The sequence below is a fragment of the Candidatus Binatia bacterium genome (assembly GCA_029248525.1).
Lineage (GTDB): Bacteria > Desulfobacterota > Binatia > UBA12015 > UBA12015 > UBA12015.
The window spans coordinates 193,952-219,257 of record JAQWJE010000008.1; the positions used below are offsets into that span (position 1 = coordinate 193,952).

The window sequence follows — 25,306 nt, forward strand, 5'->3', positions numbered from 1 at the left end:
ATCAGAAGCGGGATCGTCGCCACCAAACCGCGAGGCCGATGAGCAGGACGATTTCCGGAAATACCAACACGGAGAGATAGAAGATGGTTGTCGCTTCGGCTTCGGTGAAACGAACCCGCGAGGAGCGAATCGTCTTGCTGCGAATCGATACGAGATCGTCTTCGGCGGCCAGCCACGAAACCGCATTGAGGAAAAGGTCTCGATTGTAGACTTGCCCAAGATTCTGATTGTTGGCGAGCCGTGCGGATCCAAAAACCACCAGTCTCGTTTCGCCGCTGCCTCGTCCCATTTCTTCGAGCTTGGCACTCACCGCTACTGCGACGCTGATGGGTCCCGCCCGATCGCCTTCCGCGGGGGACAACGACGCATCGTTCTCGCGGAAGACACCCTCCAGGTCGGCTTCCGCCCAGCTTGTCGCCGAGGTTCGGGCCAGCGTGGCACTGGTCAGGCCCTCGCGCGGTGCTCCGGTTTGGATGCTTCTCGTGAAGGGAAAGAGCGTGCGTTCCCGCAGCGCCAATGTGATGGGATGGGCTCCGTAAATCGATACGATGGGGTTGAGTCCGAGGGTGGGGCCCTCGAATAGGCGGACCACTTCGTCCACGACGATGTCGTCGCCGATGTTCACGCCCCACCGCGCGAGAAGCGGTGCCAACTGATTGCCGCTTTTCGGCGGCAGCAGAAAGATCATGGCCCCTCCAGCATCCAGAAAATCACCGATGGCACGGAGGACAGCCGAGCTGAACGGCCGACGGGGGTCAGCAATCCCGACGATTTGGCAATCCTCGGGCACTCGTCCCGTCTCGAGCAGTGGGAGCGATCGCACCAGAAAATTCTCATTTTCGAGAGCGCGGGCTGCCTCGGCATATCCATCGGGTGCGGATGCCTCGTGCAGTGAAGGTTCTCCCTCTCCTTCGAGAAAGCAGATCGTACGCTGTTGGTTTCGGGTGATCTTGATGATCGCATTGGTCAGCGATTCTTCGGTGGGATCGAGGACGGTGAGGAAGCGCTTGCGATAGCTGATACGGACGGCCCCGTAAGCCTCGATGCCGGCTTCTTCCGTCCGCGCCGGTTCGCGGTCGGGGTCGATCATTTCAATCGATATCGTGGACTTGCCTCCCTGAAAGCTTTCCAGAAGAAACCGGGTATCCGGACTCTGCCCGCCTTCGACGTAGGCTTCAAAACTCAAGGGGGAATCGAGACGGTCGAGGACTTGTGCGGCTTGCGGGGAGAGGCTGAAACGGCCGGCTTCGGTCAGATCAAGACGGTACTCGTGGCGTATCGCGAGGATATTGAGCATCACGAGAAGGCTCAGAAACAGGACGGTGGAGATGAGGAAATTGGTGCCGCGTTGGGTGCGCCGCGCCGTCAGGAGAGACCGCAAATCGCGAAAGCGGAGAACGAACCAGGCGGCTAGACAGGATGCGCCCAGAAGGAGATGGATCGTGCTGTAGGCCTCGAGGACGCCGTAGCCGATATAGGACACGAAACCGAAGAATGTGAGTACGACGCCGATCAATCCGAGCAGGTTGGCAAAGGAATGCATTAAATTCGCTCCGCTCAACGCCAACGCAGGGACTCGACGGAGCGCTGGGCCAGAAAGAGCCATCCCGCGATCATCGAGAGAAAGTAGACAAGGTCATTGGTGCTCAGGACGCCACGAACCAGAGCATCGAAATGAGCGGTGATGGACAGGTATTCGAGAGCCTTGGCGAGCCCTGGCGAGGCGTCTTCGGCCGGCCATGCAATCATGAAGAGCAGCAGCATGATCACCAGTCCGGTGACGGCCGCAATGATCTGGTTCTCCGTCAGGCTGCTTGCAAAAATACCGATGGCGACAAAGACAAGGCTCATCAGCCAGAGACCGAAATAGCCGAGCATCATCACCGCGACTTCCGGATTCCCGAATTGGGCGAGGATCCAGCCGTATGCGAGGGCGCTTCCGACAACGAGGCTGACAAACGTTGCCAAGCCGAGGAATTTTCCCAGCACGAGTTGGCCGGTGGTGATGGGTGAAGTGAGGAGTAGTTCCATGGTGCCCGCTCGGCGCTCCTCAGCGATGGAGCGCATGGTCATCATCGGCACCAGGATCACGAGGATTACGGCCAGGTTGTGGAGCAGGGGCCCTACCACGAACTCGTTCAGGTTGAGACCCGCCTCGGATCCTCCGGCCTGTGTGCTGGAATAGAGGGAAAGGAGCATGCTGAAGCGGCCCAGAAGATTATAAAAAAACCAACCTCCCAACAGCAGGAAACCGGCAAGAACGACGTATGCGACCGGGGAATGGAAGATCCCGCGCAACTCGCGACCGGCGATGGTGCAAACCGTTCTCATGTGACCGGACGCTCGGCATGGTCGAGACGGATCGCCTCGAGAAAAGCTTGCTCGAGAGAGCCCTCGCCCTGAATTTCCGCCATCGTTGCTTCCCGGGTGAGACGGCCTTCGTTGATGATCACAATCTTTTCACAAGTCTCGGCGACCTCGGGCAGGATATGCGTCGACAAGATTACGGTATGGTCCCCGGCGAGGCTCCGAATCAGCTCCCGGATTTCGATGATTTGTCCTGGATCCAGGCCGACGGTGGGTTCGTCCAGAATCAGCACCTCGGGTTCGTGCACAATTGCCTGGGCGAGGCCGACACGCTGTCGGTAGCCTTTCGACAGATGACCAAGGATGCGGTGGCGGACGTCAACGAGGTTGGTCTTCTCGAGAGCCTGATTGCAGGCCGCACGGAGCCGGGATCGAGGCATTCCCTTGAGCCGTGCCACGAAAAGCAGATAGCTGTCCACGGTCATTTCCGGATAAAGGGGAGGCGTTTCCGGCAGGTAGCCGATCCTGCGACGGACTTCGTCAGGCGCGTCCTGTACGTCAAAGCCCGCTATCGACGCCGTGCCGGAGGAGGGCGGCAGGAAACCGGTGAGCATCCTCATCGTGGTGGTTTTCCCCGCGCCATTCGGTCCGAGAAAGCCGACGATCTGGCCCGCGGCTGCAGAAAAAGAAATGCCCCGCACGGCTTGGTGGTCGGCGAACTCTTTCGTCAGTTCCTGCACTTCGATCATGATTGGCACCCGCCGGGCGTGTTTTATGCCGGGCTTGCTCTGCGGTCAACATCAGAGAGTGTCCCTCGACAAGCCAAAGCCTCGTTGGTACCTCTTGCAGGTGGCTTCCAAGGAACAGGTTTGTCTCGTGGATGGTACGAATATGTTCTTTCGAGCCTTTCACGCGCTGCCGCCGCTCACAAACCGTAGCGGCCTCCCGACAGGTGCAGTCTATGGTTTCACGTCGATGCTGGCGAAGTTGCTGCGGGACGGCCCCGATACGCGCATTATTGTAGTCGTCGATGCTCGGGGTAAAACCTTTCGCTCCGAAATTGACCCCCAATACAAGGCGAATCGCTCCCCGACGCCTGCGGATCTGGTCACGCAGATTCCCTGGATCAAAAAAATGGTCCCGGCACTGGGCCTGCCTCTGGTCGAGGTGTCCGGCGTCGAGGCCGATGATGTCATCGGGACGCTGGCGACTCAGGCTCGGGAACAGGGCTGCGCTGTCGATATCGTCACCAGCGACAAGGATATGATGCAACTGGTGGGCGGCGGTGTCCAGTTGGTCGACACCATGCAGAATCGCGTGAGTCGAGAACCCGAGGTCGAAAAGAAATTCGGAGTTCCGCCCGCGCAAGTAATCGACGTGCAAGGCCTGATGGGGGATGCGGTCGACAATATTCCTGGCGTCAAGGGCATCGGAGAGAAGACCGCGCGCCGGTTGATCGAGCACTTTGGTTCCCTGGAAAAACTCTACGATGATCTGGACGGGATTGCCGAACTCGGGTTGCGCGGAGCGGCAGGGATTCGCAAGAAGCTCGAGGCGGGCAAGGAAGATGCCTGGCGCAGCCGACTGCTGGCAACCATCCGGCAGGATGTCGAGGTTGTTCTGGGGGACTTCCAGCGCGAAGAGCCAGATCTCGAGGCGCTGGCCAAGCTTTCCGCAGAACTGGAGTTCGATAAAATCCTTGCCGATATTCTGGGGCCCGAGCGTGAGCCGGTCGCGGCGGTTGCTGTCGATTTGGTGTCGCCGGATACTTTGCTCGGGCTGCTGGCCGGCCCCGAAGATGGCGCTCTTTGCCTCCTTTCCGATGATGATGGAGAAGCCTGCGGCTGGTCGAGCCTCGAGAAGACGGTCGTCTGCGATTCGATTCCCGCGACTCTGGGTGCGGTCATCAACGCCACGGGGGCCGGGGCCTGCTATGTCGATGGCTGGGGTAACTTATGCCATCGTCTGGGCCTTGCGGCGGCTGGTACGACCGTGATCAAGCGCGAGATTCACGATCTGCGCATTGCTTCCTATGTTCTCGAACCGTCGCGCCGTGGCCATACCCTGGAAGCGCTTTTGCGGGACCGGCAGGGTCTCTCTCTCCCCGATCCCGAGTCCACCATCCGAAGCGACCGGGTGGGTTTGATGGCTCGGAAAGCGCTCGAGCTGGGCCGTGTCCTGATCGCAGAAGTCGAATCCGCCGGTCTTGACGATCTTTATCGGGACATGGAGATGCCGCTGGTGCCGATCCTTGCGGCTATGGAGGCGCGTGGAATCGGCGTATCGATTGCGGCGCTCGAGGCGGCCGGCGCCGAGTTTTCCGAAAAGGTAAAGCTCCTCGAGGGGGAGATCTACGCGATCGCCGGCGAGGAGTTCAACATCGGCTCCACCAAGCAACTCCGGCAGATACTTTTCGAGAAATTGGCGTTGCCGACCAAGGGGGTGAAAAAGGGCAAGACGGGTCTGTCGGTAGATGCGGATGTTTTGGCCCGGTTGGCGCAGGAAAGTCCGATTGCGGAGAAAATCGTCCTCCACCGAACCCTGTCCAAACTCAATTCGACCTATGTGACGGGGCTCCTTTCGCTGGTCGATCGGACCAGCGGACGCGTTCATACTCATTTCAATCAGACGGTCGCCGCGACCGGTCGACTGTCCTCAAGTGATCCGAATTTGCAGAACATTCCCGTGCGAACGGAAGAGGGCCGACGGATTCGTCAATCCTTTGTGGCTCGGGACGGCTGGATCTTTCTGGCCGCCGACTATTCGCAGATCGAATTGCGGGTGTTGGCTCATCTCACCGCGGATCCGGTTCTGGTCGAGGCTTTTCGCGCGGGCGAGGATATCCATCGGCGCACCGCAGCCGAGGTGTATGAGGTGGACCCGGTCTTTGTCAGTGCCGATATGCGGCGCCAGGCGAAGGTGATTAATTTCGGGATCTTGTACGGGATGGGTCCGCAGCGCCTCTCGCGCGAGTTGGGGATTCCCCGAGCCGAGGCCACCGGCATAATTGAGCGCTATTTCCAGCGTTACTCGGAGGTTCAGGCGTTCGCCGATCGTGTGCTCGAAGAGGGGCGCGAACGCGGCTACGTGGAAACCATGCTCGGTCGGCGCCGACATTTGCCCGAGCTGGCCTCAAAACAGCCTGGTTTACGTCAGGCGGCGGAGAGGATGGCTTGGAACAGCCCGATTCAGGGCACGGCGGCCGATATCATCAAATTATCGATGCTCACCGTAGAAAAGCGCCTTGCGAGCGAGGATTTGCGGGCGGATATGCTGCTCCAAGTCCACGATGAGCTCTTTTTCGAGGTCCTGGAGGCTGATGCCGAGCGACTCGGAACTGTCGTTCGCGAGGAAATGGAACAGGTTGTGCCCCTTGCTGTGCCTCTTGTCACGGATCTGAAAATGGGCCGAAATTGGTCGGAAATGTCATGAATTTTTGTTCATGGAGTAACGTCTAGTGGTGGCAGAACGACAGGATCAAGCTCTGGCGGAAAGCGCCGCACAGGGCGACAAGGATGCCTTCCGGCAGTTGGTCGAGAAGTACCAGCGCCGGGTTCTCGCGGTCGTGACAGGAATGCTGCACGACCCCGAGGCGGCTCTTGAGGTGACGCAGGAAGCCTTTATCAAGGCCTACAAATCCTTGCCCCGATTCCGGGGACAGGCAAGTTTCTATACCTGGATTTATCGAATCGCGGTGAATCTGGCGATTGATTACCAGAGAAAAGAGTGGCGAAAGCCGATCGTAGACACCCATAGGCGAAATTCCGAGGAAGGACCCGGCGAGGACGCGGTTGACCGCGCTCAGGACGATGATCCGGCCGTGGATCCTTTTGAGGCAACGAAAGACGCCGAATTAAGAGTACGTTTACGTGAAGCAGTCGCTGAGTTGACCCCGGATCACCGAGCAGTGATACTTCTTAGAGAATTGGAGGGGCTGTCGTATGACGAGATCAGCCAGATCATGCATTGTTCCAAAGGCACTGTGATGAGCCGCCTCCATTATGCTCGCAAGAAGCTCCAGACCCTGTTGAAGGACTTCGAATGAATTGTCTAGAAACCGCAAGCCTACTTGAGACATTCCATGACGGCGAGTTGCACGGTCGTGAGATGCGGGAAGTCGCCCTGCACGTGGCACAGTGCGCCGATTGCGAAGATCAATTAGCCGTCTGGGACAGGGTCCATACGCTTCTCAACGAGAGCACACCGGCCCCATCGGGAGATCTGGCGGCACTTTGGCAGGGCGTCGAGGAGGGCATCGACGAGATGTCACGAGCGGATTCGGGTTGGTCCGGCTTCCGAATTGCGGCCGCCTCTACGGATATTCGGAATCTCTGGGCTGAAAAGGAGACCTCCGTCGGTGGTCGCCTTGGCGCTTCGGCAGATGAGGCCGAGTCGATCTGGCTTCGACCCCAGGAGTCGGCGCCAGCATCAGGCAGCGCATTTCTGCGCGGAGGAATGGCCTTGGCGGCCTCTCTCTTCCTGGCGATCTTCCTCCTCGGAGATGAGGAACCGGCCTTGGTTGGAACGTCCGAACCGACAGGCGCCGTAGCCCGGAGCTTGCCGCCCAAAACCGACGCCTTGTTGCAGACCGCCTCAACCTCGAGCTTCCGTAACGGCAAGAGTGGGCCTTCCGGGGCAGTGGTCTTGGGAGGGACAGGCGGATCGGCAACAGCCCCGGCGCAGCAGGTCCAGATCCGGTCCCTCAAGCAATTCGGTGGCGAGATGGCGATGTGGGCTGAGCCGGCGGGCGAAACAGCCGTGATCTGGGTTGGCGAATCGGCGCCGCAGGCGCGTCGATGAGTAACCCTCCCGGGGCAGCTTCTGCCCTGATTGCAACATCCCTGTTGGTGCTCGGGGTCGCGGCGCATGCCGGTTCGGCTCCTGAGGCTTCTTCGGTGCGCGTCGAGGTGGGAACCGTTCTGGCGAGCAATCAGATCAAACGGATTGATCAGCGACTCGCGGGGCAGGGCATGCAGGCTCGGCTGACCCGCCTTTTTCAGTATCAATCCTATGAACTGGTCAGTCAGGAATCACAGGAGTTGCCCGTTGGCCGGCCGTCGACTTTCCTGCTTCCTGCCGGGCTGGAGTTGCGGGTCCAGGCCGAGCGGATCGCTGCTGCCTCGGGCCGTGTCGAGCTTCGTGTTGAGCTCCTCGAAAAAGAAGTCATGATGGTGGACACAGCCCTGACGCTCGGCCAAAAAGGTCGAGTTGTGTTGGGCGGGCGCAATCACCAAGGGGGCGTCCTGCTGGTCTGGATCGGGGCCCATAGGGGCATGCCGAACGGGGCCGGCATCAAGCAGGGCCAAGGAACAAAGCAAATTGAAAGCGCCCCGCGGCAGCAGACCTTGCCCTCCGGGCAGGCCCTGCTGCCGGCAACCGCGGCGACGAAGTAGAAAGGCTGATTATGTTTCCGGAGATGGAGTGGGACAGCATTCTCGCTGGTGTGGATCAATTCTGGAGTGATTTCCGTGACCAGTTTCTCGATGATGGCGTTCTCTCGAGTTCGGCCATTCAGGGCGTGGCTGATTTCACCAAACCGGTAGGCCCGATGGGCGACTCCGGTTTTCTGGCACCGCTGATCGGGGTGGCAGGGTTGCTGGCAGGGCTGTTGCTGACGGGAGTTGCGCTTGGTGCGCTGGGTGCATTGCTGGGAGCACTACTGGCTCTGGGTTTTCTATTGGTGCGCGTTTACGGGATTTCTTTTGAGATGAGCCCATTTCCGATGCCGGGGGCCTGATCTCTTCCGAAGACCCACGGGCGCATTACCAGGTGCGCGGCCGTGATTGGGCAAAAAAAAGCCCTCGCCAAGGCGAGGGCTTTTTTGTTCACCTGAAAGTTTCAGGAGCTCATTCTTGCTCCGAGAATCTTGGAGGTCGACTCCCGCATGATGCGCGGATCGACAGGCTTGCCGGCCTGAAGAGCGGCGCGGACGTCCTTGCCGGAAATCGATACAGGTTTCTCGTCGGAGTGGTTTTCGGTCAGATCAACGCGGCCCATCGACTCGTAGTACGCGGCGAAGCCGACATTGAGGGGGCTGATCTCCAATTTCCCGCCGAGATCGTTGAAGATTTCCTGAGCATCGAAGTCGCCCCAGATCGCTGATCCGTCGGCGAAAGGTGCGTCGGCGTGCTTGCGACCGATCACGATATCGGTGAACCCGAAGTTCTGTCGGTAGATGCCGTGCATGACGGCCTCCTTGGGGCCACCGTAGAACATCTTGATGTCGAGGCCGAGCAGGATGACGCGATCGGAACAGGCTTCGCCGCGGGGTCCCCAAAGGTCGGGATCCGAGTCGCCTTCGCCGATGGAGCGGTTGCTCAGAAGGGCCTCATACGTCTGCATCCGGACATCCGCGGGGACGTCGTCACCTTTGGTCTCCCCGATCAGGGGGTTCAGGCAGGCACCGGCGTCGTGGCCGTCACGAATCAGCGTTTGGAGACCGTGCACCAAAGCGTATTCGTGTGCGCGGTGGAGAGGGTTGCGTGTCTGGAAGGCAACGACCCGTTTCCAACCCTTCTCCGCGAGGAGTGCACGAACTTCGAGCGGTGTGAGCACATATTTTCCGAACGCCGGATCCTTGGGCTGCGGAAGCACCTCGATCGTCCCACCCAGTAGATGGGTTTTATCGGCATCCCCCTCCAGTGCCATTTTGGCTCCGGGATGATCGCTGCGGTCGGTCCCGTATACGGCCTGTAGATAGCGTGGCTTGTCCCAGGCGTAGATGCTCGAAATCGCGAGCCGAGCGACGGTTTCTCCGGCGCTATTGGTCAGAGCAACGCTCTGTCCTTCCTTCAGCTTGCCGCCGAGCTCTGCCGTGACCGGCAGCGCCAAAGGGATCGTCCAAGCGTAGTCTGCGCCTTCGGACTCGATACTCGCCTTGTCGAGGACGCGATTCCAGGTCGCCTCGTCCATGGGACCTGTCAGGGGCGTCAGGGCCCCGTCGCCGAAACGATAGACCGTCGAGAGGTCGGCGTCGGAGACGGGGACCTTCTCGAGGGATGCTGTCTCTGCCAAAAAGCCTTCGACTTTATCGGCGGGGACCGTGCAAGATACGAGTTCGGAGAGGCCACCGTGCGGCGGGATCAAATCGGGCATGGACGTTTTTCCTTTATTCTTCGGGGGTGATTAGCCGCAGGCGCTGCCTCTGCAGAAGAGACACGGACCGGTCAGCTCACCTGTGGGTAGGCGAAAATGAACCTTTGTTCTTTAGCTAGGGGGCGCTGTGCGGGCAACATCAGGAAATCCCGGGAGGTTACGGGCACTCGCAAGGCTTCTTCGGTTGGAACGGAGCGGTTTCAAAAATGCTCCCGCCGCGCACCAGTGTTTGCCGCGCAGGTGGTTCTGTTTCGCCGATTTCGGCTATCCATCGGATGGCTGTCAGCGCGGCCAGACTGCCAGCGATGGCAGCGGCTGCCGGATCGAGGGTGTCCGAAGTTTCGCGCGGAAAACACGCCGGGCAGGCTGCGAGGGAGCTTTCTGCGGGCAATCGCGTCAAATGCGTGTCGCCGCGACGGTCCTGGTCGACGAGGATATAACCGAGGCGGGGGAGGTTCGGCGGGTTATCTGCGGCGGTCAAAATCACCACATCGGGAGAGGTGTCGGGTGCCGTCGCGTGGACGAGAGTGTCTTCATTCCGTTGGCCGAGTTCACCGAAGAGCAGGGGTTCGAGTAGTGCCGGCGCAATATGAAGGTGGCCGATTCCGGCGCCGGCGAGGTAGGTAGCGGCGGTTCGTGCGGCGATCCCGCTCCCGTCAATGAGCATCGAAGCCGCGAGAAGCCTCTCCTGCGATGCGCCGCTGAAATCCCGCAGAATGATTTGTCGGCTATAAGCCTCGATCTGGCGATAGCTGAGACTCACGCGCGTTTGGGGATGTCGTCCCAGCCCGCCCAAAGGTTGGTGCTGAGGTATTTGTCGCCGAAGTCGCAGAAGATCGTCACGATATCACCATGGTCCATGGTTTTGGCCAGTTCGAGAGCAGCCCAGGCCGCGGCCCCGGAGCTTTGCCCGACCAACAAGCCCTCTTCTCGACCGAGTCGGTAGACCATATCGTAGGCTTCGTCGGTGGGTGCAGGAATCTTCCCGTCCAATGCCTCCTCGTGATAAATCCCCGGAACGATCGACGATGCCATATGTTTCAGACCCTCCAGCCCGTGAAAGGCGTCATCTGGTTCGATGGCGAGGATTTGAATGTCAGGGTTTTTTTCCTTGAGGAAGCGTCCGGTCCCCATAACGGTACCGCTGGTCCCGATGGTCGCGCAAAAATGAGTGACGCGCCCTTCGGTTTGCTCCCAGATTTCGGGGCCGGTGGTTTCATAATGCGCCAGTGGGTTCACCGGATTGAAATATTGATCCGGCTTGAAATAGCGCTCCGGGTTTTTCGCAAGAATTTCCCGACAGAGTCGGATCGCACCGTCAGATCCTTCCATGGGATCGCTCTCAATCGGAGTCGCGCCGTAGGCTTCGATGATCTGACGTCGTTCGCGGCTCACGTTGGCGGGCAGGACGAGTTCGACAGGAAGCCCGAGTGCCGCTCCATACAAGGCCAGGGCGATGCCCGTATTCCCCGAAGTGGAGTCGAGGATCGTCTTGCCCGGGCGAAGTTCTCCCGAGGCAATTCCCGCCTGCAGCATATGCACGGCGGGGCGATCCTTGACCGAGCCCCCGGGGTTGAAGCCCTCGAGCTTGGCCCAGATCCGGACATCCGGGGGCAGGTCACGGGTGATTTGTCGCAGACGCAGGAGGGGCGTTCGCCCCACCAGGTCGATTACGGATTGGCCCCGTTGGCCAGCCGGATGTGTGGGCGGGTTCTTAATCCCTGCCACCGGCGATCGCCGGCACAATGGCGAGGTCGTCCCCGTCCTTGAGCGGCGTATCGAGTTGCTGCAGGAAGCGAATGTCTTCGCCATTGACGTAGAGATTCACAAATCGGCGCACCTTTCCCTGCTCATCGCAGAGGCGCTCCTGCAATCCGGAGTGGCGTGATTCCAGATCGGCGAGTACTTCGCCAACGTTGGCACCCTCTCCTGGGACGGATTCAGCTCCGGCGGTGAATTTCCGCAGGGGTGTAGGTATTTTGACGGTTACGGGCATTTCGAGAAAACCTCCTCTTTCATCTCGGATAATCGCGGTGCGAAGCGGTTTACGCAAGTTTGCCGCACGCCGGGCATTCCGGGCGGCGTCTAGTGTTCAGCGATCGCCAGCGCTGGGTTCGTCCGTCGAGAATCGCCAATCGCCCGGCGAGAGCAGGGCTTTCGCCCCGCATCAGGGCAATCGCCTCGCGGGCTGCGGCAAGGCCGATAGCCCCGACGACAGGTCCGAGGATGCCATCCTGCTCGCAGTTGGGCGTCTCGGCTCCCCCGATTTCGTCGGCGAGATCGCCGAACAGGCAGGCAAGACAGGCGGATTGGCCCGGGAGAATTGTGGTCAGTTGGCCATCCCAACCCGAGGCCCCGGCATGGATCAGCGGCGTCCGATCAGCGCAGCACCATTGATTGAGAAATCTTTTGGACCCCAGATTGTCGGTGCCGTCGATCACGACGTCCGCTCCCGCAAGTAGATTCGCAGCATTGGCGGTAGAAAGACGTTCCTCGCGGAACTCGACGCTAAGGCCGGGAAGTCGGTCCTGGATATGTCGAGCCGCGACTTCCGCCTTCCGCTGGCCGATATCCATCTCCCCGAACAGGGGTTGTCGGGGCAGGTTGGAAAGGTCGACGCAGTCATCGTCAAGGAGGCGGAGGTTGCAGTCGCCGAAGCTACCCAGAAGCGCTGCGGCAGGCGCGCCCAAACCACCGATCCCCACGATGGCGCAGGTCTTCGGCATCAGTCGTCTGTGCGAGCGGTCGCAGGCTGGGTTTTGAATTGCTCGAGGTGCAACCGCAGAAGTTTCAGGGCAGGGCCTGCATAGAGCGGGCGCTGTTCGTCCTCGGGAATGGACGCATTGGCCTTGAGTTCGGCCATCGCATTGTCGGAGAGGGTGTCGAGAGTTTGATCTTTTTCTTCCTCGGCCAGCGTTTGCAGGAGCGCGATGGCACTCTCCGTGACGGCCGTGTCGGGGAAGCGAATCACGACTTCGCCGGCGCGCGTTGTCGCCGCGCGGTACTGGTCGTTCTCGGCATAATACTCGGCGACATAGAGCTCGCGCTGCGCGAGATGCTCTCGCGTTTCTGCCAGCTGTTCTCTTGCCCGATCCGCGTGCGCGGTATCCGGGAAGCGCAGGGCGAGGTTGCGGTATCGTTCATGCGCATTCTGGGCCGACGCGAGGTCGCGATCGACAGTATCCATTTGCAGGCGATAGGCCTCTCCGATTCGATATTCGATCAGAGCCTGATCCGCGCTGGTTGGATGCATATGCTGGAAATGTCCGTAAGTTGCGATGGCTTCGGGATAGAGTCCGTCCTCGAAATAGGCATCAGCGACCCGCCTTTCGACTTCCTCCGCACGCGGATCCAGTGGGTAGTGGTCGAGGAAGAAGCGATATTCTCGAATCGCAGACTCGTAGCTTTCGCTGTCGTGCGCCATGGTTCCGCGCGCGTAGACCTCGTCGGCCGCAGGGACACGCACCCTTTTGCTGTTGCAGGCAGTGGCCATGGCCAAAAGAACCAGGATTCCGACGATGCTCCGAGCTGACATAATCGGATGGTAGAGGCCTGCCGCCGACGCGTCAACGTCCGCGGCCGATTGGAAGCCGATTTGCGGCCGGCTTGACACATCTTTGTGGGCTTCCATACCTATTGGGGTAGAATGCGTACTGATCGACTCGAAAGGCGGCGAGTGGCCGTGACCGGCTTGGGTCTGGTAAGCCCCCTGGGTTGCGACGTGGAGTCCTGCTGGGAGGCGGTCTGCCAAGGGCGCTCCGGCATCACGCGCATCACCCGCTTCGACCCCTCGGAGCACGCCAGCCAGATCGCCGGCGAGGTCAAGGGTTTTGATGCAGATGAGTTCGTCGGCAAGAAAGACCGTAAAAAAATGGATGCCTTCATCCAGTACGGCCTGGGAGCGGCCACTCGCGCGATGGAGGACTCGGGTCTGACGATCGACGATGCCAACGCAGAACGCGTCGGCGTCATCGTGGGTGTCGGCATTGGAGGCCTCCAGACGATTGAGGAGACGCACCTCAACTATATGCAGAATGGCCTCAAGCGCCTGTCCCCGTTCTTTATTCCGAAACTGATCGGTAATTTGGCTCCGGCGCAGATCTCGATGCGATTTGGCGCCAAGGGAGTGAACTACGCTGCGACCAGTGCGTGCACCTCGGGTGCTCACGGGGTGGGTGAAGCGTTTCGGGCGATTCGGGATGGTTATCTCGATGCTGCCATCGCCGGAGGCGCCGAGGCAGGAGTGACCCCGTTGGGCGTCGGCGGCTTTGCGGTGATGCGCGCTCTCTCGACGCGGAACGACGACCCCGAGGGCGCGAGCCGTCCCTTTGACCACGGGCGGGATGGCTTCGTGATCGGGGAGGGCGCGGGGATCCTGATCCTTGAGGAGTGGGAGGCGGCCTGCGCCCGTGGTGCCCGTATCCATGCCGAGATGATCGGCTATGGTGCGAATGCGGACGCTTATCATATCACGAAACCAGCGCCTTCCGGTGCCCTTCGTTGCATGGCTCTCTGTTTGGAGGATGCTGGATTGGTGCCAGAGGATGTGGACTATATCAACGCACATGGGACATCGACTCCGGTGAACGATGCCAATGAAACGGCGGCAATTCGCGAGCTTTTCGGTGCCGGAGCCGACAAATTGCCAGTGAGTTCAACGAAGTCGATGACGGGCCATCTGTTGGGTGCGGCCGGGGGTGTGGAAGCCGTGCTGACTTCGCTGACAATTCGCGAGGGAATTCTGCCGCCGACGATCAATCAGACGACGCCAGATCCGGATTGTGATCTCGACTATGTGCCGAATGTGGCCCGGCGCGCACAACCAGAGATCGCGCTTTCCAACTCTTTTGGTTTCGGCGGTACAAACGCCACTCTTGCCTTCCGCAAAGTTTCGAGTTCCGAGTGAGTCAGACGGCACTCTTCTCCCGTCGACTGTTATTCGTCGTCGGTAAGGGCGGCGTGGGGCGAACCACAGTCGCGCTCTCGCTCGCGCTTGCGGCCGCGCGCGTGGGCAAAAAAGTTCTTCTCATCGAACTCGAAGGCGCTCGCTCTCTGGAGCGTGCATTCCATGCGCTGCGTGATGCTCCAGACTCCCCTCCCGAGCTCGAACGTATTTCGCTCGAGGTGGTTGATGGCCAAAGCTCCCTGGAAGAATATCTGGCGCTCGTCGTTCCGGTAAGGCGACTGCTCGATACGATCTTCAAGAGCGCTATCTATCAATATTTCGTTGCCGCCGCGCCGGGGCTCAAGGAGTTGATGGCGATCGGCAAAATCTGGTTCGAAGCGGAGCGCAAGGAGCGGGATGGTTCGGGCCCCGACCTCGTGATCGTGGATGCCCCCGCGACCGGACATGGAATTCAGTATCTTTCGATGCCGCAGGCGGCAGCCGAGACTTTCACGGTGGGACTCGTGCATCGTGAGGCCGAGAGAGTCGCCGGCCTTCTGCGGAACGGTTCGCGCACGGGAGCAGTGCTGGTGACCTTGCCCGAGGAGATGCCGGCGAACGAAGCTGTGGAGATGGCGGCCGCGCTGGAGGATATCGGGATGTCGCTTTCCCTGATGGTCGTGAATCAGTACCACGAACCGCCATGCGAACCGCCGGAGCTTGCCGCATTGGAAGCAGGTCTTCTTTCTGGAGACGTGGATCCCGCGATCCGCGAGGACCTGATGCAAACTCTGGACGCGGCTCGTGCCGAGGTGGAATGGGCTGCTTTGAACGAGGCTCAGGTGATCCGTCTCGAGCAACAATTGGGTGCGCGCATGGCTCTCCTGCCCTATCTTTTCTGTGAGGAGTTTTCCTCGGAGCAGGTCGGGCAAGTGGCCGATAATCTCACGGCGGAGTTGGCAGTGGCGCCGGCGCCTTCTCGGGAGGATTCTTGATGAGCACAGCCTCCGGTCTCGATCAGTTGGTGGAAAACCATCGCATCATCGTGTGTGCAGGCTCGGGCGGTGTGGGCAAGACGACGACCGCCGCGAGTATCGCACTTCGGGGTGCTCTACAGGGCAGGCGGGCGATCGTTCTGACCATCGACCCTGCGCGTCGTCTTGCAGATTCGCTTGGTGTCGGCCCGATCGGGAATACCCCAGGTCAGGTGCCCCCCGGAGTTCTGGGTCCCTCGGTCTCGGGGTCTCTGGCGGCCATGATGCTGGACCAGCAGGGAAGTTGGGATGAACTCGTGGCTCGGCACTCGCCCCGCCCGGAAGTGGAAGAGAAGATTCTTGCGAATCCCTTCTACCAACAGCTTTCGAAGAGCTTTGCCGGGTCCCAGGAGTATATGGCTGTGGAACAGTTGGGGGCTCTCGAGGCGAGCGGTGAATACGATTTGATCGTGGTCGATACGCCGCCAACCCAGCATGCACTCGACTTTCTCGATGCGCCCGACAAATTGCTCGCATTTCTCGACAAGCAAGTGGTGAAGTGGTTTCTCCCGGGAGTCACTTCTGGATGGACGGTCTTCCAGTCGATGAATCGAAGTGTCCGGTTTGTGCTTGACAAGATCGAGGATGTGACTGGTGTGGCCGTGCTCTCGCAAGTGAGCGAGTTTTTCGCCGGCATGGGAGAACTCTTTGATGGATTCGAGGCTCGGGTGGAACGGGTCACGGCATTGCTGCGGGCCTCGGAAACAGCATTCGTATTGGTCGCTGGTCCCGGCGAGCAAGTCCTCGGGCAAGCCGAGTACCTTCAGGGCCGCATGGCCGAAAAAGGCATGCCGCTAAAAGGCGTCGTGATGAACCGAGTTCACGAACTCCCGGGGGTTACGGACAGACAGCGGCTGTTTGCCGGCGTCGAGGAGGCTCTCGAATCGATGGCCCGCAAGGATGGATTGCCCAATCCGACGGCGCTGGCCGGGACGATCACCGGGACCGCGCGGGATTATGTGGCCCGGGCCAGGGGGGATGCCTTGCGAATCGAATTGTTTCGCGCAGGCTTGCCGGCCGAATTACCTGTGGCGCAGATTCCTGATTTGTCGAAGGATATCCACGATATTCACGGTCTTCGCTCCCTGCATCCCTATCTCTTCCCGGACCCTGCTGCGGCTTGATCGCGGAGGCATCGCTTTCCGACGGGCCGGCCCCATGCTAGCGCTGGCGCCATGACTACGGGCGGAAGGGCTTTGGTTACGGGGGCGAGTCGAGGCATTGGGCGCGCTGTGGCAATCGAACTTTCGAATCGAGGATTCGAGGTCTTTGCGGGCGTGCGACGGATGGAGGATGGCGCAGCGCTGCAGCGAGATTGTCCGGCCCTGCACCCTGTCTTGCTGGACGTGACCAAACTCGAGGATTTTGAACCGCCAGGGGGTTTACGTGTTCTCGTGAATAATGCGGGGGCCGATGATGAGCATCTTCCGCTCGAGCACGACTCGATCGACGCGTGGCGACGTATTTTCGATACAAACGTCTTTGGTCTGGCGGCATTGACGCAGGCCGTGATCCCGGAACTGCGCCGCAGCGGTGGCGGGGTGATCGCCAATATTACCTCCGTCTCCTTGCTCGCTCCGGTGCCCTTCTACGCATTATATCGCTCCAGCAAGGCTGCTGTATCGGCTCTTGGCGAGTCGTTGCGCTGCGAACTCGCACCCTTCGGGATTCGCTTGTTGGAGGTGCTCCCCGGTCCGATCGATACCGATATGCTGGCCGCGTCGGGAAAGGAGCCCCAAGCGACCTCTTTTGCTGCCTACAGGGCGGCAGCGGAGCTTGGGCACGCCGGACGTGGAGCCGTGGAGGAGTTGAAGACGCCGGCCCCGGAGGCGGCCAGCCGAATCGTCGATGCCATTCTCGATGAGAGAGCACCGCTGAAGGTTGGTTGCGATCCTCTCAGCGAAGAAATGCTGAAGGCCTGGCGGGCCGGCACGGAAGAGGATTATCAGCGCTCTTATTTCCCGATGTTCGTACCGGACTTCTAGGTAGATCTTGATTCTATTGCGCGGGCTCGGCAAGTTCGGTGGTGCCGACACGCCATTCGAGTTCTCCCCAAACTCCGCAAGCGCAGCTGTCTGACCAGGACTCGGCGGGTCTTTTACAGGCGCGACATTCGTAAGAGAATGGGTGGTGGGTGCCCTCTGCAGCCCGTCGAAAAAGTGTCGCAGCCTCGCGGTCGAGTTCACGCGCGGAGGCGAGCTCTGCTGCGAGAAGGTCTCTTTCGGGCGAAAGGCAGGTTTCGGTGTCGATCGTTGCCGTCAGCGAAAGCTCCTGAAGTTCCGTGGACATCGCCTCGTAGTCCTCGGCGGCAAGGAGTCCACGCGCAAGGGCCAGACGCGGGGCGGCAAGTCTGTTGCCGCGGAGCAGGGCGCGCAGGGGCGCGAGTGCCTTTTCGGGTTCACCGTTGGCTGTGTGGAGGGCCAGCAGTCGTTCGAGGAGCACGCCGCGAACTTCTTTTTTGAGAGAGCCTCGGTAGAGGCGGTCAGCGCCCTTGCGGTCGCCGGCTTCCTTGAGGAGGCGCGCCAGTTCCAGCAGAGGAGGCAGAAACTCGGGCGCGTCCTTGACCATCCGTCGCAACTGGGTCAGCGCCGAAGCGGCATCAGGTTCTTTCAAGGCAGCCCGATAGCGCAGCGAGAGCCATAAGGCCCGAGCGGCGGCCTGACGAGAGGGCTCACGCTCCTGTGCGAGGCATTTGCCGGCAACGGTAGCGGCTTCTGCATACTTGCCTTCTGTAGCCAGAGCATTCGAAAATTCGGCGAGCAGGCGAGGGCTTTCGGGTTGTTCCTGAACGGCCTCACGGAAAGCTGCGATCGCGGCACCTGAATTTCCTGTTCGCAGGGCGAGTCGACCGATGCGCGAGAGCAATCGAATCTCGCTGCCCTGATGCGCGGCCCGGATGCCCTCGAGGATTTCGAGTGCCGCCGCCCATTCTTCGCGTTCCTCGTGGGATCGCGCAAGAGCGAGGGCCGCCTGCAGGTCATCGGGGCGTCGGCGTACGGCCTGTCCGAGAACTTTGGCTGCGCCGCGAATGTCCCCCGACCACAATCGTTGGGTACCTTCGTCGCGGAGTTGGTCCGCCTCCTGATGTCGCCGATCCCGTCGCTTGGTTCCCACTCGTCGGAGAGCTTGACCGGCACTGCGGAGCGACAGACCGGCGAGGACCGCGCTCGCGCCCAGAGCGATCGCGCCGAGGATGTGGAGGGCCATGGGAAAGACCAAATGGTGGCCATCAGCGAGGTGGAGGGTGGTTTCCTGTCCATTCCAATAGAACAGCCAGCCCACGGCGCTTCCAACCAAGGCAATCAGCAGGGCGATTCCGATGGCGCGTAACATTCAGATCTCGTTGAACCGCGGGCCTTCGGGCAGAGTCGGTCTTGTTTCGAGGAGCTCCGGTGGCAGGGGGCGCTCCGTCGCGCGAGCCCAGAGACGCTCCAGGCCGTAAGTCTCTCGGGTCGGGCCGTAGAAGACGTGGACCAGAAAATCGCCGTAGTCGAGCAAGATCCAGTGCCCGGTTCGCGTGCCCTCAACCGAGATCGGATAAAGACCTTCGTGGCGCAATGCCTCGCCGATGCTGTCCGCGATTGCTCGGGCCTGAGTGTCGGAGCGACCTGATACGATCAGAAAGTAGTCGGCCATCTGGCTGTGCTCACGCAGGTCCAGAACCAGGGGGTCGATCCCTTTCTTTTCGAGAGCCGCTTCGCTGGCGATGAGGATGCGTTCCCAGATCGTGTCGAGGTCTTCGGTTGTTTCTTCGCTACTCAAGAGAGGTGTCTCCGGCAGGCTGGGGCGTGCGGTAGAGCCCCTGCTTTTCGAGGTAGTCGAGGGAGGGGTCCGGTAGAAGAAACCTGCCGGATCCGCCCGCGGCAATCGCCTCGCGAATCGCTGAGGCTGAGATATCGATGGGCGTCACCGGGATAAATTCCAGTTTCCGTCCGCTTTCGTGAGTATAGCACCGGCTGTCTTTCTGATAGCAGAATTCCCGGCTTACAGCCACGGGAAGCTTTTCGAAGGCAGGTTCATTTTGTCCCTGCGCGACGACATCGGGGGGGCGCGATGTGATCACCAGATCGACCTCCGCGAGGATTTTACGGAAATCTTTCCACGTAGGCAGATCGCAAAAACTGTCGAATCCGAGAATCAGAGCATGTCGAGTATCCGGATACCGTTTCTGCAGCTCGTACAGGGTATCGATCGTGTAGGAAGTCCCGCCCCTCTCCAATTCGAGCGAATCGATCTGGAGCCCGGCTTCGCCTGCGACAGCAGCCTCGAGCATGGCCAGTCGATGAACGGCCGGTGCGATGCCGGCCGCTTTTTTGTGAGGGGGGTTACTCGCGGGCACCAGCTTCACGCAGGTGAGGCGAGCCCGTTCGCGAACTTCCAGCGCGCAGCGAAGGTGCCCGAAATGAATCGGATTGAAGCTTCCACCGTATATGCCGACGCGGGACTCCATTAATTCATGCCTACTCGAGACTGTTCAGCAACACGAGGTCGTTGCGATGCACGATGGAAGATCCCATCTTGTAGCCGAGGATGCCCTCGACCTCTCCGCTTTGCTTGCCCAGAATCGAAGCCATTTCCCTGGAGGTGTAAGAGGCCAGCCCGCGTGCGAATTCGTGTCCCTGCGGATCGAACAGGCTGACGCAGTCGCCGGCTTCAAAGCGCCCTTCAAGCGCGGTCAACCCGGAAGGGAGAAGACTGCGCCCCTCCTCGGAGACGGCGATGACGGCGCCCTTGTCGAGGTGGAGGCTGCCCCGCGGCTTTACCGAGAAGGCAATCCAATGTTCCCGTCGACCCAGTCGATCGCCGACGGGCAGGATCAAAGTCCCCTCATCGCAGGTAGGGTCGATGGCTCGCTCCAAAGCTCCGGTCACGCGACCATCGGTAATGATGGTGGGTATTCCTGCAGTGGCGGCTTTGCGTGCGGCACGCAATTTGGATTCCATTCCGCCGGTGGCGACGGAGGAACCGCGCCCTCTGGCGCGGGCGAGGAGCGGGGCATCGATCCGCGCGATGAGCGGAATCCGCTCTGCGTCCTGTTCTCGCGCCGGGTTGGCCGTATACATACCGCCGACATCGCTGAGAATGATGAGGAGGTCGGCTCGGACAAGGCTGGCGACCATCGACGACAGGTGGTCGTTGTCGCCAAACTTCAATTCGTCGATCGAAACGGTGTCGTTCTCGTTCACGATCGGCAGAATCTTGTGTTGCTGCAGGGTTTCGACTGCATGCGCCGCATTCATGTAGCGATGTCGGCTTGCGAGATCATCGGCGTCCAGAAGGATCTGTGCGACCTGAATGCCGTATTCGGAAAAAACTTCCTCGTAGGCACTCATCAGGTGTATCTGGCCCACCGCTGCCGCGGCTTGTCGCTCGGGGATGGTAGGGTGCTCGCCGATGGGCAGACGAGAGCGGCCCGCTGCGATGGCTCCGGACGAGACCAGGGTGACGGCTACGCCGCGTGCGTGAATCGCCGCCAATTCCCGCGCCAGAGTTTCGATCTGGGTTGTGCGAAGTCCGTCGGGGTCGGTAAGCAGGGACGAGCCTATTTTGACGACGACGCGCTGCAGTCCTGCGACCAGCGGGCGCTTGGCTTCTAGCTGAGACTCAATCGTCATCGGGCTCTTCCGCTTCGGCCTGCAGCCGCCGCAGTTCCGCGGCGATCCGGCCAACCAATTCGGAAAGACCTTCTCCCGTCGCGGTGGAGATGGCAAGGAGCTCTTTTCCACGATCTTCGAGATGGCTGCGGAGAGCCTCGAAGTTCTCCCGGGCTTCGGGAAGATCGATCTTGTTCGCTACCAGAATCCTCGGTTTTTCGGCCATCGAGACCTCGGCGTTTGCGAGTTCCTCGTCGATGGTCGCGATGTCGACCAGAGGATCACGTTGGTCAGGACAGGAAAGATCGACCAAATGAATCAGGGTACCGGTTCGCGAAAGGTGTCTGAGGAAGCGTGTACCAAGGCCGACGCCCTTATGAGCACCTTCAATAATACCCGGCACGTCGGCGATGACAAAAGAGGCGCCCTCGTCGATCCGGACAACTCCGAGATGGGGTTGCAGGGTTGTGAAGGGGTAGTCCGCGATTTTCGGCCGAGCAGCAGAAAGTCGTGCGACGAGAGAGGATTTGCCCGCATTCGGGAAACCGACAACACCGACATCGGCGAGCAGGCGAAGCTCCAGCGCCAATCGGCGTTCTTCGCCCGGCTCTCCGGGTGTCGCGATCCGTGGAGCCTGTCGGGTCGAGGAGCGGAAATGAATGTTTCCCAGGCCTCCCTTGCCCCCTTTGGCTACAGCGACCCTTTGTCCGTCCTGCTTGAGGTCGGCGAGTGTTTCGCCGGTATCCGCATCACGCACCAGAGTCCCGACGGGGACCCGGATGGTCTGATGTTCACCGCCGTGACCGTATTGGTCCTTGCCCCGACCGTGCTCACCGCGGTCCGCGCGAATATGGGGGCGGTACCGGAAGTCGAGCAGGGTGGTCAGTCGCGTGGTTGCTTCGACGAAAATATGTCCGCCGTTGCCGCCATCGCCTCCGGAGGGACCGCCGCGCGGGACAAATTTCTCCCGCCGAAAAGCCACGCATCCGTCTCCGCCGGAACCGGCCGTGACGGAAATCTCCGCCTCATCGACGAATTTCATCAGTGGCTCCGTGGTGGCGAGCGCCAGGCCCGCCGCTCAACTCCCTATCACGGGAGAGTTCTCAACCTTCGGCAGGCAGAATGCTGACGCGTTTTTTGTCGCGCCCGACGCGCTCGAAGTGGACAGTGCCATCGACTTTCGCAAAAATGGTGTAGTCCCGGCCCATGCCGACGTTCTTGCCCGGATGGATTCGGGTGCCAAGTTGGCGGACGATGATCGCACCCGCGCGTGCCGGCTGACCCGCGAAGAGCTTGACGCCGCGACGTTGTCCGTTGGAGTCACGCCCGTTGCGTGTGCTGCCCTGTCCCTTTTTATGCGCCATGAGTGAGCTCCTATGCGACCGAGTCGATGCGAACCGCAGTATAAGGCTGGCGGTGGCCGTTCAGTTTCTTGAAGGTTTTTCGTCGTTTCTTGTGGAAGACGAGGATTTTCTTGGCCTTGTCCTGTTCGACGATCTTGCCGGCTACCTTGGCGTCTTCGACGAGCGGAGCGCCGATCGACAATCCATCATCGGTGGAACGCAGCAGAACCTCGGGGAATTCGATGTCCGAACCGATCTCTCCCGGGAGTTTTTCGACACGGATGGTTTCTCCGGGTTCGACCTTGTATTGTTTGCCGCCAGTGCGGATGATTGCGTAAGCCATTATTCCACCAATTTCCTTCGGAAAACCGAGCTTCCATGGGTTAGCGAACACCCGTGGCCGCGTCAACGGAGGCAGGGATCCCGGTTTGGGCCGAATCGGGCCGCCTTCGGCACCCGCATGGCTGCCCGTTGTCGCTGAAAAACCTCGGTTTCCGGCGAGATTCCGTCAGCTGGCCCGGGAATTTATACCCTGCTGGCCTATGGCGCGAAGGTATCCGTCGATGTAACAACCCGGAGGGACTGGCTCACGTTCGGAGAGGTTCGTCGTCGCGGGCATCGAAAAGCGTTCGCTGGGTCCTCCGATGAGAGTTATGGATCGTATATGGCGAAAGAAAGTTCAGTTTTACGGGCTTTTTTTCATCTCCGGGTGGCGTTGAGAGCGATGCGAGCGTTTGGCAGAAAGACCGCAGCTGCGGGAGAGAGGGTCCCGCGGGTCGTTCTCTACGGGAGGCAGGACTGCTGCTTGTGTGACGACGCTCTTCGGGAGCTGGAGCTGGCCCACGCCTCGGCAACCTTTTCACTCGAAAAGGTCGACGTCGATACCGACCCTGCATTGGCCGAGAAGTACGGCCACGAGGTCCCCGTCGTGGAGATCGAGGGACGGAAGGCCTTCAAATACGAGGTTTCTCGGCGGAAGTTCCTGCAACTCCTGCGGCGTTTGTCATGAGGGCACGGGTTGCTCTCGACGCGATGGGAGGGGACTTCGGACCTGAAGCTGCGGTTCGCGCCGCCTGCGCCTTGTCTCTGGAAACGGATATCGAGACGATTCTCGTGGGCGATGAAACGGATTTGCAGCAACTGCTTGACCGGGAACCCTACGATCCTGCGCGAGTGACGGTCCGGCATGCCGCCTCGTGGGTCAGCCCCGAGGAAGACCCCCTTCGAGCCATGCGTCGCAAGAAGAACTCCATGGCTCTCGCGGGCAGCATGGTCGGCGAGGGGGAAGCCGATGCGCTGGTCACGGCGGGAAGCCGGGAAGCCTGTCTGTTGACCCTGCAGAAATATTTCAGACGTTTGCCCGGAATCGTTCCGGGATTCGGATTCGTCTTTGCCGGGAGCCATAAGCGTCGGTCCGAGAATGCTTTGGCACTGTTGGTCGATGTGGGCGCCAACGATCATTGCCGTCCGCGCGACTTGATGGCTTTCGCTGCGATGGGCGCGGCCTACGTTCGAGCTGTGGCCTCGTTAGAGAGGCCGCGGGTGGGCATATTGGCAAGTCCTCCGGGGGCCAAATCTTCTGAATCGCTGCCAGAGACGCTGCTGGCGACGCTCGTGGCCGCCGAGGATTTCGAATTTGTCGGCGTCGTGGAAGAGCCCGATTTATTCGGCGGCCTGGTGGACGTTGCCGTATGCGAGGGGCGCACGGGCCGGTCTGTCATGCGTGGAATTGAGGATCGCGCGGCAGAGGCCCCGCCGGGGAGCGATAGCCGGACGCGCGCCCTCTGGCGTCATCGTCCGTGGGCTCGGGATGATGGGAAGCCTCAGGCACTTGTGGAGCGTATAAATTATGGCGGATCGCCAGCGCTCGGATTTTCACAGGTCTGCATCCACGCACACCGCCAATCGCAGACGCCGGCCTTGCGAAATGCTGTTGTTCAGGCGGCACTCCTTGTTCGGGGGCAGTTTCCGGCATCGGCGCGGCAGGCTGTGGCGGCGCTGCGATGAGTTTGCCCGCGAGTCTTTCCGACGCGACGCATGACAGTCGCTCACCCGCCCGGGTCGCCTTTCGACTGGACCTCGACAAGACCTACCTGGCGACTCGCTTTGAAAGTTTGCGAGGGCTTCTTCGGATTCCCTTTGAGGAGGCCGCGGACAAGAAGCACCTTCCAGGTGTGCCGGAGTTGGTCCAGGCTCTGCGGCGGGTTGCCGAAGCGCAGGCTCTGGGCCCGCAGGTATTTTTTCTCTCGGCCAGTCCTCCGCAATTGGAGAATGTGATCCGGGAAAAGTTGGCCAACGATGGTGTTGCCTTCGACGGCATCATCTTCAAGGACCAATTACGCAATCTGGTTCGGGGACATTGGCGGAGCTTGCGCGAGCAGGTCGGCTACAAGCTGGTGGAGTTGCTCGAGAGTCGAGCCGCTGGAGACCGTCCCCCCCACGAGGTTCTTTTCGGCGACGATTGGGAAAGTGATCCGGTGATCTACTCTCTCTATGCCGACATTCTCAACGGGAGACTGGATGCTTCGGCATTGGGCCGCTCTCTGGATCGTTTGAGCGTCGGCCGTCGGCAGCGTGAGCGCATCCTCGCGGCGGTCGAGTCTCTGGGGATCGAGCCCGAGAGCCCGGAAGTCGTCGAGCGAATCTACATTCGGTTGGAAAAGCGCACACCACCTTCGGCCTTCCATGTCTTTGGTTCCCGTCTCGTGCCGACGTTCAATTATCTTCAGACGGCCGCGGTTCTCTTCGAAAACAACCGGATGGACCTGGCGGGCGTGTCCGCTGTTGCCTCCGCGTTGCGCGAGGCGACCGGAGTCGGGGAGGATAGTTTGCGAACTTCGCTTGATGACCTCGCTCGCCGAGGCTGTCTTGGGTTGGGGTCGAGAAGTCGCCTGCTGCGCCATCTCGAGAAAGAGGGGCTTTCGCGCCGAACCCCGCATGAAAAGCAGATCCGCGAGCGCCTGCGCGCGACGAGGGAACGGTGGCGTCGCATCCCGGAGCGCCGATTCGACCCGGTAGATTACGATAAACTTCTGGGGGAGTAGAAAG

The 25,306-nt window shown here is 60.6% G+C and carries 27 protein-coding genes and 1 pseudogene; 12 read left to right on the plus strand and 16 right to left on the minus strand.

Translation table 11 applies throughout. The features are described 5' to 3' along the window. Position 1 precedes the first annotated feature (1 nt). The 3 genes and pseudogenes from P8K07_01540 to P8K07_01550 form a co-directional block, all read right to left on the minus strand. A complete protein-coding gene (locus P8K07_01540; protein MDG1957204.1) occupies positions 2-1,543 on the minus strand; it encodes a Gldg family protein in 1,542 nt (513 codons plus the stop codon). A 14-nt stretch (positions 1,544-1,557) separates the two neighbouring features. After that, positions 1,558-2,331, minus strand: a complete 774-nt coding sequence (locus tag P8K07_01545; GenBank protein ID MDG1957205.1) for an ABC transporter permease subunit — start codon at positions 2,329-2,331, stop codon at positions 1,558-1,560. A gap of 98 nt (positions 2,332-2,429) precedes the next feature. Next, positions 2,430-3,056: pseudogene (locus P8K07_01550) on the minus strand (ABC transporter ATP-binding protein). Positions 3,057-3,156: 100 nt separating this feature from the next. On the opposite strand from P8K07_01550, the gene polA reads away from it, so the two are divergent. Genes polA through P8K07_01575 form a run of 5 tightly spaced genes read left to right on the plus strand, consistent with a single transcriptional unit; the run spans position 3,157 to position 8,044 of the window. Next, positions 3,157-5,739 carry a DNA polymerase I gene (polA, locus tag P8K07_01555; protein ID MDG1957206.1) on the plus strand — a complete coding sequence of 861 codons (2,583 nt, stop codon included), beginning with the start codon at positions 3,157-3,159 and terminating at the stop codon, positions 5,737-5,739. Between the two features lie 28 nt (positions 5,740-5,767). Next, positions 5,768-6,352 (plus strand): sigma-70 family RNA polymerase sigma factor, encoded by a 585-nt coding sequence (locus tag P8K07_01560; GenBank protein ID MDG1957207.1) that lies wholly within the window; start codon positions 5,768-5,770, stop codon positions 6,350-6,352. Next, positions 6,349-7,107: a zf-HC2 domain-containing protein gene (locus tag P8K07_01565; GenBank protein ID MDG1957208.1), complete on the plus strand. Its 759-nt coding sequence runs from the start codon at positions 6,349-6,351 to the stop codon at positions 7,105-7,107. The genes P8K07_01560 and P8K07_01565 overlap by 4 nt, the downstream gene beginning before the upstream one ends. After that, positions 7,104-7,700, plus strand: coding sequence for a hypothetical protein (locus P8K07_01570; GenBank protein MDG1957209.1), 597 nt, complete (start codon positions 7,104-7,106; stop codon positions 7,698-7,700). Before P8K07_01565 ends, P8K07_01570 begins: the two co-directional genes overlap by 4 nt. Positions 7,701-7,711: 11 nt before the next feature. Then, complete coding sequence (locus tag P8K07_01575; protein MDG1957210.1) at positions 7,712-8,044, plus strand: hypothetical protein; 333 nt, start codon at positions 7,712-7,714, stop codon at positions 8,042-8,044. Between the two features lie 101 nt (positions 8,045-8,145). Here P8K07_01575 and P8K07_01580 read toward each other — a convergent pair whose 3' ends face one another. From P8K07_01580 to bamD, 6 genes are all read right to left on the minus strand, one after another. Beyond that, positions 8,146-9,402: a sulfate adenylyltransferase gene (locus P8K07_01580; protein MDG1957211.1), complete on the minus strand. Its 1,257-nt coding sequence runs from the start codon at positions 9,400-9,402 to the stop codon at positions 8,146-8,148. 157 nt (positions 9,403-9,559) lie between these two features. Continuing rightward, complete coding sequence (locus P8K07_01585) at positions 9,560-10,165, minus strand: hypothetical protein (GenBank protein ID MDG1957212.1); 606 nt, start codon at positions 10,163-10,165, stop codon at positions 9,560-9,562. Beyond that, entirely contained in the window at positions 10,162-11,130 is a 969-nt protein-coding gene (locus P8K07_01590; GenBank protein MDG1957213.1) for a cysteine synthase family protein, read from the minus strand. Before P8K07_01590 ends, P8K07_01585 begins: the two co-directional genes overlap by 4 nt. After that, a complete protein-coding gene (locus tag P8K07_01595) occupies positions 11,117-11,398 on the minus strand; it encodes a MoaD/ThiS family protein (protein ID MDG1957214.1) in 282 nt (93 codons plus the stop codon). The genes P8K07_01590 and P8K07_01595 overlap by 14 nt, the downstream gene beginning before the upstream one ends. 49 nt (positions 11,399-11,447) lie before the next feature. Then, on the minus strand, positions 11,448-12,128 hold the full coding sequence (locus tag P8K07_01600) for a ThiF family adenylyltransferase (GenBank protein MDG1957215.1): 681 nt from the start codon (positions 12,126-12,128) through the stop codon (positions 11,448-11,450). Continuing rightward, positions 12,128-13,033, minus strand: coding sequence for an outer membrane protein assembly factor BamD (gene bamD / locus P8K07_01605; GenBank protein ID MDG1957216.1), 906 nt, complete (start codon positions 13,031-13,033; stop codon positions 12,128-12,130). The genes P8K07_01600 and bamD overlap by 1 nt, the downstream gene beginning before the upstream one ends. Before the next feature lie 15 nt (positions 13,034-13,048). On the opposite strand from bamD, the gene fabF reads away from it, so the two are divergent. Genes fabF through P8K07_01625 form a run of 4 tightly spaced genes read left to right on the plus strand, consistent with a single transcriptional unit; the run spans position 13,049 to position 17,306 of the window. After that, the gene (gene fabF, locus P8K07_01610) at positions 13,049-14,308 is read left to right on the plus strand and encodes a beta-ketoacyl-ACP synthase II (protein ID MDG1957217.1); all 1,260 of its coding nucleotides are present in this window, start codon (positions 13,049-13,051) and stop codon (positions 14,306-14,308) included. Further along, on the plus strand, positions 14,305-15,282 hold the full coding sequence (locus tag P8K07_01615; protein ID MDG1957218.1) for an ArsA-related P-loop ATPase: 978 nt from the start codon (positions 14,305-14,307) through the stop codon (positions 15,280-15,282). Before fabF ends, P8K07_01615 begins: the two co-directional genes overlap by 4 nt. Further along, on the plus strand, positions 15,282-16,445 hold the full coding sequence (locus P8K07_01620; protein MDG1957219.1) for an ArsA-related P-loop ATPase: 1,164 nt from the start codon (positions 15,282-15,284) through the stop codon (positions 16,443-16,445). Before P8K07_01615 ends, P8K07_01620 begins: the two co-directional genes overlap by 1 nt. Before the next feature lie 51 nt (positions 16,446-16,496). Then, on the plus strand, positions 16,497-17,306 hold the full coding sequence (locus P8K07_01625; protein MDG1957220.1) for an SDR family NAD(P)-dependent oxidoreductase: 810 nt from the start codon (positions 16,497-16,499) through the stop codon (positions 17,304-17,306). 13 nt (positions 17,307-17,319) lie between these two features. On the opposite strand, the gene P8K07_01630 is transcribed toward P8K07_01625, so the two are convergent. From P8K07_01630 to rplU, 7 genes are all read right to left on the minus strand, one after another. Then, complete coding sequence (locus P8K07_01630) at positions 17,320-18,654, minus strand: tetratricopeptide repeat protein (protein ID MDG1957221.1); 1,335 nt, start codon at positions 18,652-18,654, stop codon at positions 17,320-17,322. Continuing rightward, the gene (rsfS, locus tag P8K07_01635) at positions 18,655-19,083 is read right to left on the minus strand and encodes a ribosome silencing factor (protein ID MDG1957222.1); all 429 of its coding nucleotides are present in this window, start codon (positions 19,081-19,083) and stop codon (positions 18,655-18,657) included. Continuing rightward, on the minus strand, positions 19,076-19,771 hold the full coding sequence (nadD, locus tag P8K07_01640) for a nicotinate (nicotinamide) nucleotide adenylyltransferase (GenBank protein ID MDG1957223.1): 696 nt from the start codon (positions 19,769-19,771) through the stop codon (positions 19,076-19,078). The genes rsfS and nadD overlap by 8 nt, the downstream gene beginning before the upstream one ends. A gap of 10 nt (positions 19,772-19,781) precedes the next feature. Beyond that, positions 19,782-20,936 (minus strand): glutamate 5-kinase, encoded by a 1,155-nt coding sequence (gene proB / locus P8K07_01645; GenBank protein ID MDG1957224.1) that lies wholly within the window; start codon positions 20,934-20,936, stop codon positions 19,782-19,784. Continuing rightward, positions 20,926-21,957, minus strand: a complete 1,032-nt coding sequence (gene obgE, locus P8K07_01650) for a GTPase ObgE (protein ID MDG1957225.1) — start codon at positions 21,955-21,957, stop codon at positions 20,926-20,928. Before obgE ends, proB begins: the two co-directional genes overlap by 11 nt. A gap of 61 nt (positions 21,958-22,018) precedes the next feature. Further along, positions 22,019-22,279, minus strand: a complete 261-nt coding sequence (gene rpmA, locus P8K07_01655; GenBank protein MDG1957226.1) for a 50S ribosomal protein L27 — start codon at positions 22,277-22,279, stop codon at positions 22,019-22,021. A gap of 10 nt (positions 22,280-22,289) precedes the next feature. Further along, a complete protein-coding gene (gene rplU / locus P8K07_01660) occupies positions 22,290-22,601 on the minus strand; it encodes a 50S ribosomal protein L21 (GenBank protein ID MDG1957227.1) in 312 nt (103 codons plus the stop codon). A 321-nt stretch (positions 22,602-22,922) separates the two neighbouring features. On the opposite strand from rplU, the gene P8K07_01665 reads away from it, so the two are divergent. From P8K07_01665 to P8K07_01675, 3 genes are read left to right on the plus strand one after another with little or no spacing between them, the layout of a single operon-like run. Continuing rightward, positions 22,923-23,267, plus strand: coding sequence for a glutaredoxin family protein (locus P8K07_01665; protein MDG1957228.1), 345 nt, complete (start codon positions 22,923-22,925; stop codon positions 23,265-23,267). Further along, positions 23,264-24,265, plus strand: a complete 1,002-nt coding sequence (locus tag P8K07_01670; protein MDG1957229.1) for a hypothetical protein — start codon at positions 23,264-23,266, stop codon at positions 24,263-24,265. The genes P8K07_01665 and P8K07_01670 overlap by 4 nt, the downstream gene beginning before the upstream one ends. Beyond that, complete coding sequence (locus tag P8K07_01675; GenBank protein ID MDG1957230.1) at positions 24,262-25,302, plus strand: hypothetical protein; 1,041 nt, start codon at positions 24,262-24,264, stop codon at positions 25,300-25,302. The genes P8K07_01670 and P8K07_01675 overlap by 4 nt, the downstream gene beginning before the upstream one ends. Positions 25,303-25,306 lie beyond the last annotated feature (4 nt).

Coding starts and splice junctions, on each gene's coding strand:
- P8K07_01540 (MDG1957204.1), bottom strand. CDS start 1,543: ATGCATTCCTTTGCCAACCTGCTCGGATTGATCGGCGTCGTACTCACA.
- P8K07_01545 (MDG1957205.1), bottom strand. CDS start 2,331: ATGAGAACGGTTTGCACCATCGCCGGTCGCGAGTTGCGCGGGATCTTC.
- P8K07_01565 (MDG1957208.1), top strand. CDS start 6,349: ATGAATTGTCTAGAAACCGCAAGCCTACTTGAGACATTCCATGACGGC.
- P8K07_01570 (MDG1957209.1), top strand. CDS start 7,104: ATGAGTAACCCTCCCGGGGCAGCTTCTGCCCTGATTGCAACATCCCTG.
- P8K07_01575 (MDG1957210.1), top strand. CDS start 7,712: ATGTTTCCGGAGATGGAGTGGGACAGCATTCTCGCTGGTGTGGATCAA.
- P8K07_01580 (MDG1957211.1), bottom strand. CDS start 9,402: ATGCCCGATTTGATCCCGCCGCACGGTGGCCTCTCCGAACTCGTATCT.
- P8K07_01595 (MDG1957214.1), bottom strand. CDS start 11,398: ATGCCCGTAACCGTCAAAATACCTACACCCCTGCGGAAATTCACCGCC.
- P8K07_01600 (MDG1957215.1), bottom strand. CDS start 12,128: ATGCCGAAGACCTGCGCCATCGTGGGGATCGGTGGTTTGGGCGCGCCT.
- bamD (MDG1957216.1), bottom strand. CDS start 13,033: ATGGAAGCCCACAAAGATGTGTCAAGCCGGCCGCAAATCGGCTTCCAA.
- fabF (MDG1957217.1), top strand. CDS start 13,049: ATGCGTACTGATCGACTCGAAAGGCGGCGAGTGGCCGTGACCGGCTTG.
- P8K07_01620 (MDG1957219.1), top strand. CDS start 15,282: ATGAGCACAGCCTCCGGTCTCGATCAGTTGGTGGAAAACCATCGCATC.
- P8K07_01625 (MDG1957220.1), top strand. CDS start 16,497: ATGACTACGGGCGGAAGGGCTTTGGTTACGGGGGCGAGTCGAGGCATT.
- P8K07_01630 (MDG1957221.1), bottom strand. CDS start 18,654: ATGTTACGCGCCATCGGAATCGCCCTGCTGATTGCCTTGGTTGGAAGC.
- nadD (MDG1957223.1), bottom strand. CDS start 19,771: ATGGAGTCCCGCGTCGGCATATACGGTGGAAGCTTCAATCCGATTCAT.
- proB (MDG1957224.1), bottom strand. CDS start 20,936: ATGACGATTGAGTCTCAGCTAGAAGCCAAGCGCCCGCTGGTCGCAGGA.
- obgE (MDG1957225.1), bottom strand. CDS start 21,957: ATGAAATTCGTCGATGAGGCGGAGATTTCCGTCACGGCCGGTTCCGGC.
- rpmA (MDG1957226.1), bottom strand. CDS start 22,279: ATGGCGCATAAAAAGGGACAGGGCAGCACACGCAACGGGCGTGACTCC.
- rplU (MDG1957227.1), bottom strand. CDS start 22,601: ATGGCTTACGCAATCATCCGCACTGGCGGCAAACAATACAAGGTCGAA.
- P8K07_01665 (MDG1957228.1), top strand. CDS start 22,923: ATGGCGAAAGAAAGTTCAGTTTTACGGGCTTTTTTTCATCTCCGGGTG.
- P8K07_01670 (MDG1957229.1), top strand. CDS start 23,264: ATGAGGGCACGGGTTGCTCTCGACGCGATGGGAGGGGACTTCGGACCT.
- P8K07_01675 (MDG1957230.1), top strand. CDS start 24,262: ATGAGTTTGCCCGCGAGTCTTTCCGACGCGACGCATGACAGTCGCTCA.